This window comes from Sphingopyxis sp. Geo25 (assembly GCF_949769135.1).
Lineage (GTDB): Bacteria > Pseudomonadota > Alphaproteobacteria > Sphingomonadales > Sphingomonadaceae > Sphingopyxis.
In genome coordinates this window covers 1026580-1044195 of the sequence record NZ_CATKOZ010000001.1, presented here as the reverse complement: position 1 = coordinate 1044195, position 17616 = coordinate 1026580, and the positions used below count along the sequence as shown (strand labels likewise).

At 62.7% G+C, this 17616-nt stretch carries 15 protein-coding genes; 7 read left to right on the top strand and 8 right to left on the bottom strand.

Translation table 11 applies throughout. The features are described 5' to 3' along the window. Positions 1-23: 23 nt before the first annotated feature. From QOL68_RS05200 to QOL68_RS05185, 4 genes are all read right to left on the bottom strand, one after another. The gene (locus tag QOL68_RS05200) at positions 24-1112 is read right to left on the bottom strand and encodes a glycosyltransferase family 4 protein (RefSeq protein WP_282947560.1); all 1089 of its coding nucleotides are present in this window, start codon (positions 1110-1112) and stop codon (positions 24-26) included. Between the two features lie 4 nt (positions 1113-1116). Continuing rightward, positions 1117-2457 carry a hypothetical protein gene (locus tag QOL68_RS05195; protein WP_282947558.1) on the bottom strand — a complete coding sequence of 447 codons (1341 nt, stop codon included), beginning with the start codon at positions 2455-2457 and terminating at the stop codon, positions 1117-1119. Between the two features lie 63 nt (positions 2458-2520). Further along, positions 2521-4233: a hypothetical protein gene (locus QOL68_RS05190; protein ID WP_282947556.1), complete on the bottom strand. Its 1713-nt coding sequence runs from the start codon at positions 4231-4233 to the stop codon at positions 2521-2523. 65 nt (positions 4234-4298) lie between these two features. Continuing rightward, a complete protein-coding gene (locus QOL68_RS05185) occupies positions 4299-5006 on the bottom strand; it encodes an exosortase C-terminal domain/associated protein EpsI (RefSeq protein ID WP_282947554.1) in 708 nt (235 codons plus the stop codon). Positions 5007-5152: 146 nt separating this feature from the next. Between QOL68_RS05185 and QOL68_RS05180 the strand changes: the two genes are divergently transcribed. The 4 genes from QOL68_RS05180 (at position 5153) to QOL68_RS05165 (ending at position 9711) form a co-directional block, all read left to right on the top strand. After that, positions 5153-6370 (top strand): glycosyltransferase, encoded by a 1218-nt coding sequence (locus QOL68_RS05180; RefSeq protein ID WP_282947552.1) that lies wholly within the window; start codon positions 5153-5155, stop codon positions 6368-6370. Then, on the top strand, positions 6318-7574 hold the full coding sequence (locus QOL68_RS05175) for a glycosyltransferase family 2 protein (protein WP_282947550.1): 1257 nt from the start codon (positions 6318-6320) through the stop codon (positions 7572-7574). The genes QOL68_RS05180 and QOL68_RS05175 overlap by 53 nt, the downstream gene beginning before the upstream one ends. Continuing rightward, entirely contained in the window at positions 7571-8593 is a 1023-nt protein-coding gene (locus tag QOL68_RS05170) for a glycosyltransferase family 2 protein (protein ID WP_282947548.1), read from the top strand. Before QOL68_RS05175 ends, QOL68_RS05170 begins: the two co-directional genes overlap by 4 nt. Before the next feature lie 119 nt (positions 8594-8712). Beyond that, complete coding sequence (locus tag QOL68_RS05165) at positions 8713-9711, top strand: glycosyltransferase family 2 protein (protein WP_282947546.1); 999 nt, start codon at positions 8713-8715, stop codon at positions 9709-9711. Between the two features lie 39 nt (positions 9712-9750). Here QOL68_RS05165 and QOL68_RS05160 read toward each other — a convergent pair whose 3' ends face one another. The 4 genes from QOL68_RS05160 to QOL68_RS05145 are packed head-to-tail and all read right to left on the bottom strand — an operon-like array spanning position 9751 to position 14079. Continuing rightward, entirely contained in the window at positions 9751-10308 is a 558-nt protein-coding gene (locus QOL68_RS05160) for a serine O-acetyltransferase (RefSeq protein WP_231729330.1), read from the bottom strand. Positions 10309-10314: 6 nt separating this feature from the next. Continuing rightward, positions 10315-11073, bottom strand: a complete 759-nt coding sequence (locus QOL68_RS05155) for a WecB/TagA/CpsF family glycosyltransferase (protein ID WP_282947543.1) — start codon at positions 11071-11073, stop codon at positions 10315-10317. Then, positions 11063-12514: an undecaprenyl-phosphate glucose phosphotransferase gene (locus QOL68_RS05150; RefSeq protein WP_058454145.1), complete on the bottom strand. Its 1452-nt coding sequence runs from the start codon at positions 12512-12514 to the stop codon at positions 11063-11065. The genes QOL68_RS05155 and QOL68_RS05150 overlap by 11 nt, the downstream gene beginning before the upstream one ends. Beyond that, entirely contained in the window at positions 12499-14079 is a 1581-nt protein-coding gene (locus tag QOL68_RS05145; RefSeq protein WP_283404280.1) for a tetratricopeptide repeat protein, read from the bottom strand. Before QOL68_RS05145 ends, QOL68_RS05150 begins: the two co-directional genes overlap by 16 nt. Positions 14080-14275: 196 nt before the next feature. Between QOL68_RS05145 and QOL68_RS05140 the strand changes: the two genes are divergently transcribed. The 3 genes from QOL68_RS05140 to QOL68_RS05130 all read left to right on the top strand — a co-directional run bounded on the left by QOL68_RS05140 (position 14276) and on the right by QOL68_RS05130 (position 17603). After that, positions 14276-14917 (top strand): polysaccharide biosynthesis/export family protein, encoded by a 642-nt coding sequence (locus QOL68_RS05140; protein WP_282947537.1) that lies wholly within the window; start codon positions 14276-14278, stop codon positions 14915-14917. Positions 14918-14997: 80 nt separating this feature from the next. Further along, complete coding sequence (locus tag QOL68_RS05135; protein WP_282947535.1) at positions 14998-16140, top strand: hypothetical protein; 1143 nt, start codon at positions 14998-15000, stop codon at positions 16138-16140. Then, on the top strand, positions 16137-17603 hold the full coding sequence (locus QOL68_RS05130; protein ID WP_282947533.1) for a GumC family protein: 1467 nt from the start codon (positions 16137-16139) through the stop codon (positions 17601-17603). The genes QOL68_RS05135 and QOL68_RS05130 overlap by 4 nt, the downstream gene beginning before the upstream one ends. The last annotated feature ends 13 nt before the right edge of the window (positions 17604-17616 follow it).

The following is a 17616-nucleotide window of genomic DNA, read 5'->3' as shown; positions in this document are numbered from 1 at the left end:
CGAAACTCTTTTTATCTTTCAGGCTAAACGCCATCAGGCGGGGTTCCGGTCTGCAAATGCGGACCTTCAATGATTTGGGCGAACCGATCAATCGAACTCGCTGGGGAATATCGAACCGAAGCAGCAATAGCTTCCCTCGACAGCACATCCCACTTAGCCTTGGGCATGTCGCAATATTCCAGAATTATTTCGGACATCTCTCGTGAATCTGCCGAACGCAACAATGTGCCCCCCCCTTGGGCGAGCAGTTCCGGGGCTGCCCCCGAGGGCACGGCGATAACCGGCGTCCCACTCGCCATCGCCTCCAATATGGGAAGACCGAACCCCTCTTCGCGGCTGGGGAAGAGCCAAGCCGAGCAGAGGCCATATAATGCGCCCAGCTGATCCTGCCGTGGCGAAACATGATATTCGACAAATGAGGGAAGAGGCATCGCTTCCTGAGCTTCGGCGTGACCAAACGCTATGCAACGCAGCGCCGGTCTCTTTTCTCGCGCCAGCGAAATCGCCTCAATCGCAATGTCGCTGCCTTTCATGGGGTTGGGAGCGTAAACAAAACCGACAGTGGGACCATCGGGCATTTCGCGCTCACCCGCGAAAAACAGCGTCCGATCGACTCCGTTAGGCACGAACGCTGGCGCATCGAGGCCGAGTTGATCTACCAATATCGCTTCAAGCCACCTGGATATGGTGATTTTCTGCGTAGGCAATTTCAACGCAGCATCGACCCTATCCTTGTCGCCGTTCCAAATCTCATAACCCTGAACGAAATGGAATTTCCTACCCCGATCCTCGGGAAAATCGGCAATCCACTCGGCAGTTTCCCACCACGTCGCGATGATGACGTCGGCGGGGGGAACATCCGACGCCCGAACCGGACGACATCGATCCAGCACTTTCACCGTGACGCCCGTTCCGTCAAAATGGCTCGTCACATGGCGCGGCTTAAGGAACGGAAGGCTGCTCCGAACCCTTTGCAACCGGCCATAGGGCCGCGGCGCCGGAACCACGATCGTGACATCATGCCCCCGCAGCCTCAGCCCCTCGGCATATTGGGCGATCACGCGAATCCCGCCCCCCATGTCGAGCGCCGCCACCACGAATGTCACGCGCATCGGATCAGTTTCCCTCTACTGTAGCGGGATGGGGGTCGAGAGCCCGGCGAGGTCTCCTGCTGCTGGGCGGGCCGCCGATGGCGAACACGGCGCCGGCGATCAACCACGTCAGTGGCACGATCGAGGAATTGGGAACGCTGTCCAGCAGATTGATGGCGAGCAACGCGCAGAGGGCCGCCGATGGAACCGAAATGACCTTGAGCGCCTTGCGCCGCCACAAGAGGCTGACGGCTCCGATCGACAGCAGGCCGAACATCGACAAATACCCCGCCCATCCCCACGTGCCGAACGCAATAATCCAGCTTCCGTCGGTGATGCTGTTGTCCTTCCCCGTTTCGGGGTCGTAGATGCGATTCCGGCCCCAGCTTCCCCAGCCGAACATCGGCTTTTGCGCGGCTTTCTGAAGCAGTTCATCCTCGTTTATCAGCCGCACGCCGAGCGAATCTCCGCGATCAGTGCTGAAGGCGTTGGTCATTTCGGATATCGTCGCCGTGGGGATCAGGCCGGCGGCGCGCACCGCTGGGTAGAGCAACACCATGCCGCATAGCGCTGCGCTCAGCAGGGCAAGCCGCCGGGCGCGCAGGAACGCGATCGCCGGGACCATCACCGCGGCGAGCACGAACGCCCCCAGCGATTTGCACAGCACCAGCACCAGAGCCAGATAGGCTGCGAACAGTCCCGACTGGGTACGGCGCGTTCCGGTCATATCCTTCCACCGCGCGGCCGCCGCCGCCACCGCCATGGCACAGAAGATTGCGACTAGCAGGCCGTGGCCCAGGAACACCACGGGGCGAAAGCCGCCTCCGCGCATCTGTTGCCCGAAGCTGTGCGGAAAAAAGCCGTAGATCAGCCGGTGCAACTGCGGACTGAGCCGGACTTCGATCAGCATCAGCACCGAATAGGCCAGCGCCGCGAGCACCAGCGCAAGGAGGAACTGGCGGCGGCGCTCGTCAGTGTTCAACAAGCCATAGGCAGCCACAAACGGGATAAGCGTGATGATGTTCAAAGCCGCCTGCGACGCAGCGTCGTAAAGGGTCATCGGCGGAATGAAGCGTTCGCCGTAGAGGAAGGATTCGGGATTGAAGACCGACGTCGCGAACGGCGAGAAGATGAACAGCACGGCAAGCCCGACGATCGCAGGATGCCTGAAGGCACCGAGCCATCTTTCGCGTGCGAACAGGGCGCAGCCGATCAGGATCGAGAGGTTGGAAATGCTGGTCTTGTCGAGCGGCGGCACACCCGAAAACTCGAACGAGGTCTTGACGGGGAGCAGCAGATAAGCGCCGAGAACCGACCAGATGAGCGCCCGGTGTGCGGGGAGCGTCGCAAACAGCAGGATCGCCACGCACGGCCAGAAGCCGAGGACCAAATAGGCAAACAGATTCGGAATCGAACGCCCCCCGCGCGGTTATTCAGCGGCCGGCATATGCGGCCGCGCGACGTTGCAGTCCAGCAGCGCGCGCATTTTGGGGCTGTTTTCGTTCGGCGTGTCATAGCTCGCCTTGGCGCCCCAGCTTCCCCACCGGGTCCCTTGCCGCCCCACACTGCTGAAATGGGCGAGCAGGCTGCAACCAAGGTCGCGGTGCACCCGCATGAGTTCGACATAGAGATCATACATGCGCGGATGCGACTGCGCCGCCGCCAGCGCCGGACCATAGGGCAACTCCGCCTGCCCCTTGGGCTGGATATGCTGCCCTCCCTCATAAGCGATGTAGGCAAGTCCATTGCGCTTCGCGAAATCGATCGTCCGGGACAGGCTGTCGCCGGCGCGCAGCTCCGCCAGCGTCGCCGCGACATCGTCGATCACAATATCGGCTGTCAGCGCCGCGCCAAAGCTCGCCCATTTCTCATAGGCCGCGTCGCGAGGCCCGACATAGGCAGCCGGCGACACCGTATCGACGCCGCCGTTTTCGAGGCACCACCGGATCGTGCGTTGCGACGCGTCGAACCAGGCCGCCTGGACCGCGCCGACCCGCACCAGACGCTTCGCATCGGCTCCCGCCCATTCGCGCTCCCATATGGCGAAAGTCCGCCTGAACAGCGCCCCGATCCGCTCCGGGTGATCCTTCCCCTCGGTCTTCGCTTCATCCTTCCAGGGATTCCCGCCCTTCGCTTCGACCAAGGCGCCCGCCAGCGGCGAATTCAGCATCCAGCCGGCCTGCAGAAAGCTCCAGTTCCAGACCTCGTTCGAATATTCGAGATAGACTTTCAGCTTGGGGTCAAGCGTATCATGCACCAGCTTCGCAAACTGTGCGATATAGTCGTCGGTCGCACGGTGCGGGATGCAAAACCACGGATCGATTTGAAGCGTGTTGCATAGCTGGACCATCAATTCTATCGCGACGCCGCCCGAAAACTTCATCTGGAACGGTGTCGGCGCAGGACCGAAACGCGCGTCGGGATCGCCCGGCATGGCCACCATCGTATAGAATGTCGGCCGTTTCCGGTTGCGCCAATGTTCTTCGATCGAGTTGTTCGTGCCCGCCCAATCCATGAACCGCAGGCAATGGAACGGACGGCAGAAATCGAGGAATTCGGGCAGGAACGGATCGCGCTTCAGGTCCGCATTCTCGTCTGCTTCCGCAACCAGCCGGATATTTCGGATGTGATTGCCGAGCTTCGAACGGTTGATACGGACCCCTTCATATTTTCCAGGCTCGTTCCGCATACGGAATTTCACGCGGCCCGGCTTGCTTGAGATGATCTGCGTATAAGCCGTTCCCTCGATTTCACCTTCGCCGTCATAGAGCAGGACATAAATGCCAGGTGGTCGGCAGTTAGGAACTAGGGTTGCAATCGTCTGCAGATCGTCGAGCCCGGCCACCCGGATCGGCACCTCTAAGGGATACCCATCCTCATCATATTGGAATGACGCGGCAACATCGGTGTTATCGGGCCCGGCGGGGCTCAGATTTTTCGTGTACCAGGGCCTCGCCCCCAAAAACAGGTTCCGGAAGGGAAAGCCCGGCTCCCAGTCCGCGATTCCGGCCAGATTCATGCCGATGGGCAATTTGGGAAAGCTGTCGCCGCGCGGGATGGGAATCGGTTCCTCACGCGTCGCGGCCCACAGTCCGCCGAGACCGGCCGTGAAGACGCCCGCGCCGGCCGCGGAAGCGAGCATCAACGACCGACGATCAATCTTCATCGGCCCACACCGCGCCGGTTATTGAGCCGCCGACGCGGCGTTCAAAACAAGACATTGTCCCGGAACTCGCTGGAACAGGCTCGAGCAAAAGCCTGCAGGAATTCCTCGAGCGCGTCGGGCGAATAGCCGGATGCCCCCTCTATCGTCGAGACGCGGAAAAGCAGCCCGTCGGGAGAAACGCCCCCAACATTCGCCAGCGCCATCGAGATTCTCTGTTCGGCCCACCCGACGGGAAAATCCCTACCTACGCGGACCCAGTACAGAATCTCCTCCTTCGGGCCGCCGCGATCGGCGATCAGCTTTCGCGCGGCGATGCGGCGACCGTCGAAATCGAGCGACACAGCCTTGGAAGAAACGATCGGGAAACCCGCCGCCGGATAGCAAACCTCGGGCCGATGGACCTGAACGTCATTCTGCTGGATATGGTTGTACGCCAGCAGCACCATGATTGTGGGCAACCCGTCGCCTTCGTAGATACGGGTTTCGAGATTCTGATAGAGCTTGTCGGAAAACGGGTCGGGGGCAGCGGTTACCAGTTCGCTGCTCGTCCGCGACCGCCACCTGCCCGCCGCCCCAGGGATCATCTTGCGGAACCGCTCTTTGGGGATGGGCGCGGCCAAGGCTCTCGGCATGTTGAGGGAGGAGATGGCAGCGGCCGTAGCCAGCCCTAGGCCAATCAGGGCGCCTCGCCGGTCGATCATCCTGATATCGGCACGTTCGCCCGGCGAAAAAATATTGCGTCTGGTCATATTAGCCCTTTGGATCGGCCGCTCATGCTTAGTCTCCGCCATACCAACTCGCCAACGAAAAAGATCGTCACTATACAAGGGCGCGGCTTGCAAAGCTGTTCGAACAGCCTAGGCGGGAAACAACGCAAGCGTTCGGGGGGCCAAGCTTGAGAATTGCGTATCTGGTAAATCGCTATCCGGCGACAAGCCACAGCTTCATTCGCCGCGAGATCGCAGCAGTCGAGGCCGCAGGCGCAGAGGTGTTTCGCTTCTCGGTCCGCCCCGCGGACCTCGCCGCCTTGCCCGACCCGCGCGACCAGGCGGAAGTCATGCGAACCGAGACGCTCCTGGACCCCGGCGGCCTGCGACTCCTGCTGCGGTTGGCGGGGCGATTCCTCCGATATCCGGGCCGCGGCATCGTGGCGACGCGGACAGCCTTTGCGCGCGTGGAATGGAAGGTCGCGCCGATTATAAGGCGCGTCGCCTATTTGGCCGAAGCCGCCGAACTGGCCGCGCGGATGCGGGCGTTGAAGGTCGATCACCTGCACGCCCATTTCGGGACAAATCCCGCGATGGTGGCCCGGATCGCCAGCAAATGGAGTAGCATCCCCTACAGTTTCACGGTCCACGGCCCCGACGAATTCGACCTCGCCGGCCCGCTCGACCTCGCCGGGAAGATCGCCGACGCCCGATTTTGCGTGGCGATCAGCAGCTTCGGGCGCAGCCAGTTGATGCGCTGGAGCGCGTTCGACGACTGGAGCAAGATCGAGGTGGTCCGGTGCGGCGTAGACGAAATGTTCCTCGATGACGACGCCCCCTCGCCTGTGCCTGGCACGCCGCGCCTGTGCGCCGTCGCGCGATTGAGCGCGCAAAAAGGGATACCGCTGCTGATCGAGGCCGCGCAACGCCTCAGGGACGAAGGCAGGCATTTCGAACTCGTCCTGATCGGCGATGGCGAAATGCGGCACGAGATCGAACGGATCGTCGATCGCCACGGCCTCAAAGCGATAGTTCGGATCACTGGATGGGCGAGCGCCGACGAGGTGGTCGCGCATCTGTCCGAGGCGCGCGCTATGGTCTTGCCCAGCTTTGCCGAAGGGCTTCCGGTCGTGATCATGGAGGCGCTGGCACTCGAACGCCCTGTCGTTGTCACCGCAATTGCCGGCACCCCCGAACTCGTCGACCATGGGTGCGGCTGGCTTATTCCCGCGGGATCCGTCGACGCGCTGACCGATGCGATGCGCGCGGCGCTAGACGCCTCGCCTGCCGAGCTCGCCGCGCTGGGCAGTGTCGGAAGGGAAAGAGTGCGCGACCGGCACGATGCGAGCCGGAATGGCCGCGAACTCCATCGCCTGTTCCAGCGCTATCACGACATCGGCCGATGACATGATCGCGCTGCTGGCCTGGCTCCTCGCCCTCCCCCCTCTGATCGCCCTTTCGATTTTTGTTCTTGAAACGCTGCTCGGCCTCGGGCGGCTTCGCGAAGCACCGCCACCACCGGGGCAGCCGGAAACCGTCATATTGATGCCCGCGCACAATGAAGCCGCGACGATCGGATCGACTCTCGACCGGCTGCAACCAGCCCTCAGGCAACATATTCGCCTGCTAGTCGTCGCTGACAATTGCACCGACGACACGGCGAAAATCATTCAGTCGCGGGGTCATGCGGTGGTCGAGCGCCATGACCCGGAGAACCGGGGCAAGGGCTTCGCACTGGCGTTCGGACGCGACCATCTGCTCGCCTCTCGCGACGAGCGCACGCTCGAATGCGTCGTCGTCCTCGACGCCGATTGCGAAACCGATGCGGCATCGCTGTCGACGCTCACGCGGACCTGTGTCGCGCGGCGCGTGACCGTCCAAAGCCGCAATATCCTTCGGGAAGCGAGCGACGCCCCCGCAAAGGTCCAGATGTCCAGTTTCGCATTCTGGATCAAAAGCGTCGTCCGCCAGCGCGGCGGGATGCGTTTGGGTGGCGCGGCCCTGGTGACCGGGACCGGAACGGCCTATCCTTGGGCCCTGCTCAAGACGCTTCCGCTGGCAACCTCGGACATCGTCGAGGATTTGGCGATTGGTATCCATCTGACGCGGAACCGGCAGGCGCCAATCTATCTGGACGGTGCCTCGGTCCGGAGCGCGGCCGCCGATGAGAGGGCGACGCTGAGCCAGCGCACGCGCTGGGAGCACGGCTTCCTCCAAACCGCCCGGACATTCGCTTTCAGCGCGATCCACGACGGCATCCTGTCGCGGAATCGAAAGCTGCTCCACCTCGGCCTTCACCTTCTCGTCCCACCCCTGACGTTGCTCCTACTCGTATCGCTCACAGCGCTCGCGGCAACCGGCGTTCTGGCGTGGCTCGGCGGAGATTGGTCGACCTTCGTCGCGCTGGCTGTCGCGATCCTGCTGGCAGCCGCCGCTATCCTGCTCAATTGGGCGGTCGAGGGGCGGCGTTGGCTCAGCGCCCGCGCGATGCTCCAGTTGCCGCTGTACATGGTATGGAAGCTGCCGGTCTATCTCGGTTTCGTGCGCGGCAAGAGCGTCGGTTGGGTCAGGACCGAACGAACCGACGCGGGAACGGAACAGCGGCCTTGACCAAGATCCTGACCATCATCGTCAATTACCGCACCCCCGAACTGGCCGAAAAATGCCTTGCAGCGCTCGCCAGCGAACGTTCGGGTGACGCCGGTCTCTCGGCCATCTTGGTCGATGGCAATTCTGGCGACGGATCGGCGGAGCGGCTGGCCGGCTTTCTGGCGCGTACCGGGTTCGACGGATGGACCGACCTGCTTCCGCTCGATTTCAACGGCGGGTTCGGTTGGGCGAACAATCAGGCGATCCTCAGCCGCGGCACCGACCTTCCCGACTATATCTACCTCCTCAATCCCGACGCCGAGGTCACGCCTGGCGCCGTCGCATCGCTCACGGAGGTGCTGGACACGCATCGCCGGGTCGCGGCCGTGGGCAGTCAGCTTATCGAGTCCGACGGCGCCCCCGCCGCCTCGGCCTTTCGCTTCCCCTCCCCGGGCCGCGAGTTCGTGCGCGGATCGCAAACCTTTGCTCTACATCGGCTGCTGGGCATTCCGCCGATCGTTCTTGCCCCGGACGTGGCAGGTCCGGTGGGCTGGGTAACCGGCGCCAGCGTAATGCTGCGCCGCGATGCGCTCGCCGCAACCGGCCTGTTCGACGACGGCTTCTTTCTCTATTTCGAGGAAGTCGAACTGATGCGACGCCTGACCCGCGGCGGCTGGCAGATATGGTGCGAACCACAAAGCCGCGTCCGCCATATCGGCGGCGCATCGACCGGCGTCGACGGGAAACAGGTGCGAAAGCCGAAACCGGCCTATTGGTTCGCATCGCGCAACCGATACTTCACGCGCAGCGGTGGAGCCGCCTACGCCTGTCTCGCGAACCTTGCCTGGCTGTCCGGCTTCGCGCTGATCGGGGGCCCGCGCATGTTGCTGTCACGAACGGCGCGTGCCAACGCAACTGCGGGGGAGACGCGGGGCATCATCCAGGAGGGCATCTGGCCCGCGGCACGGCATCGCAGGGCCTCGATCGCCAGAATTGGCTCGGCCTTTGGTCAATTGCCCCGCTGGGCGGAGGATAGTTGACCGATCCGGAATATCGCCCGCGGACGTATCGAAACGCAGAAAGTCCAAAGCAATCATCGCCAATCGAGTGAGCGCATGACAAGAAGATTTCTGAGCCCCTCTCTGTGGATACTAGCTGAATGACGTCGCGACACAAACTCGGAATCGTGGTGATCGGACGCAACGAGGGCGAACGCCTCAAGGCCTGTCTGGCGAAGCTGCCTAACGGGCCCACCACCGTATATGTCGATTCCGGATCGCAAGACGGCAGCGTGGAGTTCGCGCGGGGACGGGGAATCGACGCGTTTTCGCTGACGTCAGACAAGCCGTTCACGGCTGCACGCGGACGCAACGCCGGTATCTGTCACCTGTTGGAACGGCACCCCGATCTTGAGTTCATCCAGACCGTCGACGGCGACTGCCTGATCGATGATCACTGGCTTGAAAAGGGCGTCGCCGCGCTGGAGGCGCATCCCACGGCAGGGGTCGTCTTCGGAAGCCTCCGCGAAGTGAACCCCGAAGGCAGCCTGTACAATTACCTGTGCGACAGATCGTGGAACGCACCCGTCGGCGAGGCCGAAAGCTGCGGCGGCATCGCGATGCACCGGGTTGCCGCGATCCGACCGGCGGGCGGCTTTGACGAAACGCTGATCGCCGGAGAAGAATCCGACCTTTGCCTGAAGATCAGGAAGGCCGGCTGGTCTGTGCTGAGCGTCGACGCAGAAATGGGCCTTCACGATGCCGCGATATTCGAATTCTGGCAATGGCGACGCCGGATGCGGAGGACGGGCTATGCCTACGCCGAACATGTCGCGCGAAACGGCAAAGAAAGCCTGCCGAGCTGGAAGAGAGAGGTGCTCAGATTTTCTTTCTGGGGCTTGGCCCTCCCCCTGTTCATCGTGTTCGCCGCCTTCTCCCTGTTCTTCGCCAACAGGTCGTTGTTGTGGTTGGCGGCACCCCTTTCGCTGTACCTCCTTCAATTCTTCAGGATATGGAGGCGCGAGAGGGGGAAGAGCCGATATGCGATCCGGATCGCGCTGCTGACGGTGTACGAGAAATTTGCCGAGTTGGCGGGCGCTTTTCAATTCTTGACGAAACCGATCGCCGGCAAGCGATCGAAGATCATCGAATATAAGTAGAGCCGCGCCGCCGCGATCCGTCGCCGCGCGCAAGCTTGCTCAGTTTTCGGGCACGAGCCGACCCGGATTTCCGACCACGACGCCATAGGCGGGGACATCCTTCAGCACCACCGCATTCGCCCCGACGCGCGCATGGTCGCCGATCGTGACCGGCCCGATGATCTTCGCGCCCGCGCCGATGTCGACATGGCCGCCGATCGTGGGAATACCCCGGTCGTTCGCCCCTATGGTCACTTGCTGAAAGATCAGGCAATTGCACCCGATCTCGGCGCCGGGGTGGAGGACGATGCCGTTGGGATGGGGGATCAACAGACCACCACCGATCCGGCTGTTGATCGGGATGTCCGCGCCGGTCACGGCCGACCAGAAGCGATGCCGCAGGACCGCCAGCTTGCGCGCGAAGGGCGCCAGGATACCCCGTGCGTCCTGATAGCGCCGGATGCTGGCCAGCAGCGCCCGGGGCGGATCCCATGCGCCCGCCGCCTTGCGCTCGCGGGACCAGTCGGGGTCGGACGCCGATATTGCCGGCTGGCCTTCGGGATCGAGGATCGCCATGGGATATCGCTGTTCCTTCGAAATGCTGTCCGTCGGCGCCATCAGGGTCTAATGCCTGCGCTCGCGCCACGCCAAGGCGAAAATACGCGGGCCGGTGACCAGGTAACGCTTCCACAGGCGCCTCGGTTCGCTGAGCAGGCGGAACGCCCATTCAAGATGGAGGTGCTGCACCCAGATGGGCGCTCGCCGTTTGCGGTCGACGAGGAATTCGATCGAGGCCCCGATGCACAGTCCGACACCCCGGCAGCGCCGGTCGGCCTTGCATTTCGCAGCGACAATCTCGCTTTGCGGCGCGCCGATCGCGAAAAGGGTGAAATCGGCGCGTTCGCGCGCTACGAAATCGACGATCGCATCGATGGCCCCTTCGTTGCGGAGCACGCCCATCGGCGGAAGATGCTGGACGATTTCAAGGTCCGCGAAGCGCTCGCCAAGTTCGGCCATCATCGCCTCGTCACCGCCGACGAGAGCGATCTTTCGACCGGCGAGCCATCGGTTGCGAAACAGGTAGGCCGTGAGGTCGCTGCCCGTCACGACATCGAGCCGGATCCCGCGGAAGCGCGCCAGAAGCTGGAGAATACGGCTATCGCACAGGCGCATCGCGGCGTTGTCATAAGCCGCCTCCAACCGTCCTATCGTCGCGTTTCGCTGCCTGGGATTGAGCAGCAGGACGTGGTCGACGTTGGGCGTGACGACATAGGAAAAGCAATCGCGGCCCACGAGCTCGACAAGCTCGCGCGCGACCTGTTCATAAGACGATCCGGTAAATTCGATGCCGAGAAACCGAACACCGTCTGCGTCAGTAGGCATTCTTGTCCCAGACCAGCTTGAACAGGGTTTCGATCATGATCCTGAGGTCGAGCAGCGGCGACCAGTTCTCGATATAATAGATGTCATATTCGACCCGCTTCCGCGCCCGATCGGTGGTCGCGATCTCGCCGCGCAATCCGCGGATCTGCGCAAGGCCGGTGATCCCCGGCTTGACGCGATGCCGCGCCGTATAGCCTCGGACGGCGTCGAAATAATATTTGTCGCCGACGCGCATCATCGTCGCGTGCGGGCGCGGCCCGACCAGCGACATATCGCCGCGCAGGACGTTGAAGAGCTGCGGCAATTCGTCGATGCTGGTGCGGCGGATGATCCGCCCGACCCGGGTGACGCGGGGGTCGTCCTTCTGCGTCCGCGCCGCGCCGCTGACGTCCTGCCGGTCGACATACATCGAGCGGAATTTCAGCACCGAAATCTCGTTGTTGTTGAAACCAAAGCGCTTCTGCCGGAACAGGATCGGTCCCTTGCTTTCGAGGCGGATCGCCAGCGCCGTGAGCAGCAGGAGCGGCGATAGCAGGAGCACGGCGATCAGCGCGATGCCGCGGTCCATGACCTCCTTGAGAATGCCGTCGACGTCGCGGACGGGCTGTTGCCAGATCGTGAAGACGGGGATCGAGCCGAGGAAGTTGATCCGGTATCCCGCCTTGAGTTCGAGCGCTTCGGTCGGCAGAACACAGATGTCGATCGACGCGGCGCTCAGCGTCTCGGCGATATAGGCGAGCCGGTCCTGCTTGATCTCGGGCAACGCGAGGATGACCTGATCGAGGTCACCGTCGCGCGCAAGGTCAAGAAGCGCTTCGAAACCGCCGAGATAGGGCAGTTCCTCGACATCGTTCTTCGTACGGCTGCGATCGTCGGCGTAGCCGATGATCCGCAAATGCGGCAGGCGCTGGATTTCGAGAAGTTCCAGCACCTTGTCGATAGTCGCCTTGCCCGACGCGTAAAGCGCGACCCGCTGCCCGACGACGCCCTTTTCCATCAGGTTCCAGATCAGCTTCCGAAAAACGATGCGGCTCACGAAGAGCGCAATCATGCTGAAACCGATGAAGTAAAGCGCGAACCCCCGCGAGAATTCACGCATCATCTCGAGCTGGAAAATCACCAGGCTGGTAAGCGCCGACGCGAGCAGGAAGTCCGCTATGGCACTCCCCCCTACATCCTCGCCCTGCCCTCGGAAGACCGTATAGCCATCGCGCGAGATGCGGATGAGGAAATAGTTGATGCACATGATGATCGCGCCGGTGCTGTGCAGGCGCGCGTCGTAATAATAGCCGATCGTCAGATCATAGACCACGACCGTCAGGAGATAGGCGCAGAAGAAGCAGGCCACATCGTTCGCGACGCCGAGCGACCGCAACACATTCGACGTGAAGCGGATATGACCGCTGCTACGCCGCGGGACGGGCTTCAGCTTCCCGTGCATACGCCCCCCGAGGTCGCACATATTTTTTCGGGGCTGATGCGCGCGAACAGGCCGCGCCGCCGCGGCGTGCCCGGCGGGTCGTCGACGAGGAAGGATACGCGCGCGCGGGCAAGGCCGGCCTCGGCCTTCGCCGCACATAGCGCGTCGCCATATTGCGAACAGGTCCGCGAGTAGACGGCCCAGGCGCGAACCGAAGAGGGTTTCGCGATCGCAACATCCTGGTCGAGCGTCACCGCCCGCTGCCGGTCGCCGACGCGGAGCAGGAAGGCGCGATAAGCGTCGGCGAGTTCCAAGCTTTGCGGCAGAAAATCCATGCCGCGCTCGAAGGTCTGCCGCGCCCGGATGTCCTGCCCCTTGGCGATATAAGCGCGGGCCAGTTCGACATAGCCAAGGTAGTTTTCCGGAGAGTCCGAAACAACGACGTTCGCGTCCTCGATCGCCCGATCGAGGTTCCGTTCCGAAAGGCTTCGGGCTGCCCTCACCAGGAGGGCGTCCTCGTTTCGCGCGTCGGCCGCGAGCACCCTGCTCGCCAGCTCATAGGCATTTTTCTTGTCCCCCTGCGCCAGCAAGATCCTGGCCATTAGCGCCTGGCCCTCAAGGACATGCTCGTCGAAGAGTCTCGAAATCAGGCGCTTCGCTTTATCGGATTCCCCCGCGTCAAGATAGAAGCGCGCCAATATTATCTGCTGGGCCCGCGTTCCGCTCCCCGAAATATATTGGAGTTGCGTATCGGAAAGCGGGCGGCGATCATATTCCCGCCACAGCTGAACGAGCCTTGCGAGAAGCTCCCGATCATTGGGCGACCTGCCCATCGCCTTGACAATCTCGCTCCGCGCGGCCGCGATTTCGCCTGTCTTGTAAAGCAGATTGGCATAGTCGAGCACAAAATCTTCATTATAATCCATCGTCTTCAATATGTCGGGGAGGATCGCCTTCATCCGCTTCCCGTCGCCCTGCAACCGGTAGATCTCGAGCCGCGTGACGTTGAGCGCGGGCGTCGTACTGCCGCTGGCGATCGCCTCATCTACGGCTTTCAGCGCGACATCCGTTTTCCCATCCAGAGCATCGAGGCGCGCGAGCAGGATGATACCTCCTTCATCCCTGGCATTGAGCGCGAGAATATCCGACGCCATCTTCCGCGCGTCGGCCGGGCGCCCATCGTCGATCGCGATAAAGCCCTTGACCAACATGGCCTGGGTCGCACCCGGCATGAGCAGCAACAGCCGGTCGGCCGCGTCATCGGCCTCGCGAACGCGTCCCGTCTGCAGGCCAAGTTCGGCGATCGCCTGAAGAATTTCCGGATTGTCGGCCTGCAGATCGAGCGCCATCGAATAGGCATTGAAGGCGCTCGTCAGCTGTTGCGCCCGCAATTCGATCCGCCCCAGCAGGATATAATAGTCCGCGACGTCGTCCCGCTCGGCAATCGCCTCGCGGATCGATTTGCGCGCCGCCTCGACGTCGCCCGCCGCCAGCTGGCTTTCGGCGATAGCGGCGTTTTCGGCGGCACGTTGCGCCGAATCGGCACACCCCGATGCGACCGCCAGCCAAAGGGCGAGCGGCAGCATCCGCATTGCGAGCCGAAAAGTCGGGAGAAGTGCCAAGCCGCTGCCTTATGTTAACATATGAAGCCGGTCGTTGTTACGAACGCTTCTGGATAGGCCGTTGATATCGCTGTTGGGTTAATGCGGTTGACTTTTCCCGGCAAGTAGGTCCAATCGATCCAACCGCTTAAGAGCGGTGTATTTCCATTAGAGGTGATCCGTGAACAGAGCGACCGCGGTGCTGCTTATAGGCCTGGCGGCCGGTTTTGCCACAACGGCTGCGGCGCAGCCATCGCTGCCCGTCGCGAACCAGTCGACCCCGGCGGCCGGCGCCTCGCCCGCAGCCTCCCCGCTTCCGGTTTACCGTATCAACCCGGGTGACGAGCTGGAGATCAACGTCTGGCGCGAGGATCAGCTCCAGCGCGTCGTCAAGGTTTTGCCCGACGGCTCGCTGAGCTTTCCGCTCGTCGGATCGATCCAGGGCGCGGGCCGGACCCCCGTGGAGATCGAACGCATCATATCCGCCGCGCTCACCAACAAATATGTCGACGGCAAGGTGCCGGACGTCACCGTTGCAGTGCGCAGCCCTTCGGGACTCCAATTTTCGGTCATCGGTAAAGTCAAAGGTCCGGGCATCTTCACGCCCGGACGCTATGTCACGCTGCTCGAGGCGTTGAGCTTCGCCGGCGGTGCGGACGAATTCGCAAGCCTCGACAACATCGTCATCGTCCGCAAGTCGGGCGCGGGGCTGGTGTCGATCCCGGCGCGGCTCGGCGGAATCCTGCGCAGCAAGTCGGTTAGCAGCGAAGCGGTGAAGAATATCCCGATCATCGAAAGCGGCGACACGGTCATCGTGCCATGAGCGAACGGCACCTGTTCCGACATCGCGCTCTTGGCTCTTCGCTGCGACGTGGCGCTTGCACCGGCGCGGTCGCCGTCCTGATGACGACGCCCGCCTATGCCCAGATTGACAGCGAGGTCGTGGTTTCGGCGTCCGCCGGTTATGACAGCAATCCGTTCCTCGCGTTCGGCGGCGATCGTGATGTGGCCTCGTTCAGGCTTGAGTTGGTACCGACGATTTCGCGGTCCGACGAGATCAGCAGCATCCGTGTTTCAGGCCGGGTCGAGCATGTCGAATATGCCCGTCTTTATGATTCGGCGCAAAATCTGTCGGCGAACGTCGATGCAACCTATCGGATCAACGAACGCCTCGACGTTGCCGCGCGCGTCCAGATCGCCAGCACGATATCGACGACCGACTTCACTCGCCCGGTCGACGTCGGCGGAGATGGTGACGGCCTTCCGCCGCCGATTGACGACGACATCACCTTGCTGGGCGACCGGCAGCGGCGGAACACCGCGTCAGCGCAGGCCTCGTTGCATTATATCGCGAGCGAGTTCGACGATATCCGCTGGACCGCGCTCGTGCAGACGCAACGCTATCCCTCGTCGAACAACCTCGAAGATTCCGACTATGCGTCACAGCAGATCGCCTATACGCGGCGGCTGAACGAGGATATCACGCTCGGCGGGGTACTTGCGGGAAGCATCAGCAATTTCCGGAACGGCCGCGCCGGCGACGCCAAGATGATTTCACCGCAACTGTCGTTCGGCATCCGCCTGGCGCCGCGGTTCGAAGTGTCGGGCAGCGCCGGCCTGTCCTTCACACGCACCAAATTGGCGCAGGGGACGAGCAGTTCCACAACCTTCGCGGGCAATCTCAGCCTTTGCTACAAGGTGACGCTCGACAATTTCTGTTTGACCGGCTCGCGGCAAGTCCTGCCCTCCGCGATCGGCGGCGTCCGCGAGCAAAGCTCGATCGGCGCGTCCTATTCGCGCCGGCTGTCGGAGCGTGACACGATCCAGCTCGGTGGCAGCTATGCAACCGCCTCCAGCCCGTTGACCGGTATCGGCGGCGATTTCGAGAGCGTCCGCGGCTATGCACGTTACGACCGCCAGCTCACAGAGAAGCTGACGCTCTTCGCGAGCGCGGGTTATTCGGATTCTTCCGACGATTTAGGCGGCAAACGGTCGAACGTTCAGGGGGTCATCGGCATTTCCTATCGGTTCGGGGGCGTGCGATGAGCGACGATCGTTTGGAACGGGAGGAGGAAGGCGGAAATATCCTCGCCCACCTGCCCACGATCATCCGCGAGCGCTATCGCTGGCTGCTGATTCCGGCTGTCCTCAGCTTGATTGCCGGGGTTGCCGCGGCCTTCCTGCTACCCACCGTCTATCGCTCGACCGCGACCCTGCTCGTCGAATCGCCGCAGCTTCCCGAGGATGTGGTCGGGACGCAGGACGGCGACGTTGTCGACCAGCGGATCGCCAAGATCCGGCAGCAGGTTTTGAGCCGCCCGCGTCTCATCGAGCTGATCCAGAAATATCGCCTCTATCCCGACGAGAGAGCGCGCAAGTCGCTTTCCGAAACGATCGAGCAGATGCGCAAGGCCACGACCATTGAGGCAGTCTCCGCCGAACTTCAGCGGTCGGGAGGAAAGTCGTCGACGATCGCCTTCACGCTCAGCTTCGATTACAAGACGGCTGCGCAGGCACAGGCCGTTGCGCAGGATATGACCGAGCAGGTGCTACTGCTCGACGCCACGAAGACGTCCGAGCAGGCGGCGAACACTGTACAATTTCTGACCGATCAGGCCGCGGCGCTGCAAAGCCAGATCAGCGAGCTCGAAAACGCAATCGAGACGGTCAAGGCGCAGAACGGCCTGGCGCTGTCGAACAGCGGGGCGCTCATTTTTGGCGGATCCACCGGCGGCTATGATGCCCAGATCATCGCGTTGCAGCGCGACAACGCACAGCTGGCGGCGCAAAAGGAAGCGCGCAAAAGTTCCGCCGACCGCGATCCAATCGTTGCGGCCGCCGAAGCCGAACTCGCCGCGGCGCAGGCGCGCTATTCCGACGACCATCCGGACGTCGCGATCGCACGCCGCCGCCTTGCGCAAGCCAAAATCCTTGCCGCGAGCAATGCGGCCAAGTTGCCTCCCGACATGATCGACCAGCAGATTGCGTCGAACAGCGCGCAAATCGCAGCGCTTCAGGCGGCGAAGGCTCAGGAGGTCGGACGGCTGTCGGCCGCGCAAAGCGCACAGGCGCGCGGCCCGCTCGTCCAGGAACAGATCGCGCAGCAACAGCAGAAGCTCGACGGCCTCAACAAGCAATATGAGAGCGTATCGACGCGGCTGCTGTCCGCGCAGGCGAGCGCCAAGGCCGAAACCGAACAGAAGGGCGAACGCCTTTCGGTCATCGATCCGCCGGTCGTCCCCGAAGATCCGAACTCTCCCAACCGGCCGCTCCTGATCGCTGGCGGGCTGGTCTTTGGCCTCGGCTTCGGGCTGTTTCTGATCCTGGCGGTCGAGCTGTACCTCCGCCCCATTCGCGACGTCCTTGACATCCGTGCGGTGACGGGAACGATGCCCATGGTCTCCATTCCGACGATCGATCCGGCAAACCAGCCTTCCACGAGCTGGTGGCAGCGGCTTCGATCCCTTATTCCACGCCGCAAGCACGCCTTGCAAAGTTCGGGTGACTAGAGCGGCCGATGAA

What these genes read in the sequence shown, in the direction of transcription:
- QOL68_RS05200 (WP_282947560.1), bottom strand. Translation starts at nt 1,112, where the DNA reads ATGCGCGTGACATTCGTGGTGGCGGCGCTCGACATGGGGGGCGGGATT.
- QOL68_RS05190 (WP_282947556.1), bottom strand. Translation starts at nt 4,233, where the DNA reads ATGCTCGCTTCCGCGGCCGGCGCGGGCGTCTTCACGGCCGGTCTCGGC.
- QOL68_RS05185 (WP_282947554.1), bottom strand. Translation starts at nt 5,006, where the DNA reads ATGACCAGACGCAATATTTTTTCGCCGGGCGAACGTGCCGATATCAGG.
- QOL68_RS05175 (WP_282947550.1), top strand. Translation starts at nt 6,318, where the DNA reads ATGGCCGCGAACTCCATCGCCTGTTCCAGCGCTATCACGACATCGGCC.
- QOL68_RS05165 (WP_282947546.1), top strand. Translation starts at nt 8,713, where the DNA reads ATGACGTCGCGACACAAACTCGGAATCGTGGTGATCGGACGCAACGAG.
- QOL68_RS05160 (WP_231729330.1), bottom strand. Translation starts at nt 10,308, where the DNA reads ATGGCGCCGACGGACAGCATTTCGAAGGAACAGCGATATCCCATGGCG.
- QOL68_RS05155 (WP_282947543.1), bottom strand. Translation starts at nt 11,073, where the DNA reads ATGCCTACTGACGCAGACGGTGTTCGGTTTCTCGGCATCGAATTTACC.
- QOL68_RS05150 (WP_058454145.1), bottom strand. Translation starts at nt 12,514, where the DNA reads ATGCACGGGAAGCTGAAGCCCGTCCCGCGGCGTAGCAGCGGTCATATC.
- QOL68_RS05145 (WP_283404280.1), bottom strand. Translation starts at nt 14,079, where the DNA reads ATGCTGCCGCTCGCCCTTTGGCTGGCGGTCGCATCGGGGTGTGCCGAT.
- QOL68_RS05135 (WP_282947535.1), top strand. Translation starts at nt 14,998, where the DNA reads ATGACGACGCCCGCCTATGCCCAGATTGACAGCGAGGTCGTGGTTTCG.
- QOL68_RS05130 (WP_282947533.1), top strand. Translation starts at nt 16,137, where the DNA reads ATGAGCGACGATCGTTTGGAACGGGAGGAGGAAGGCGGAAATATCCTC.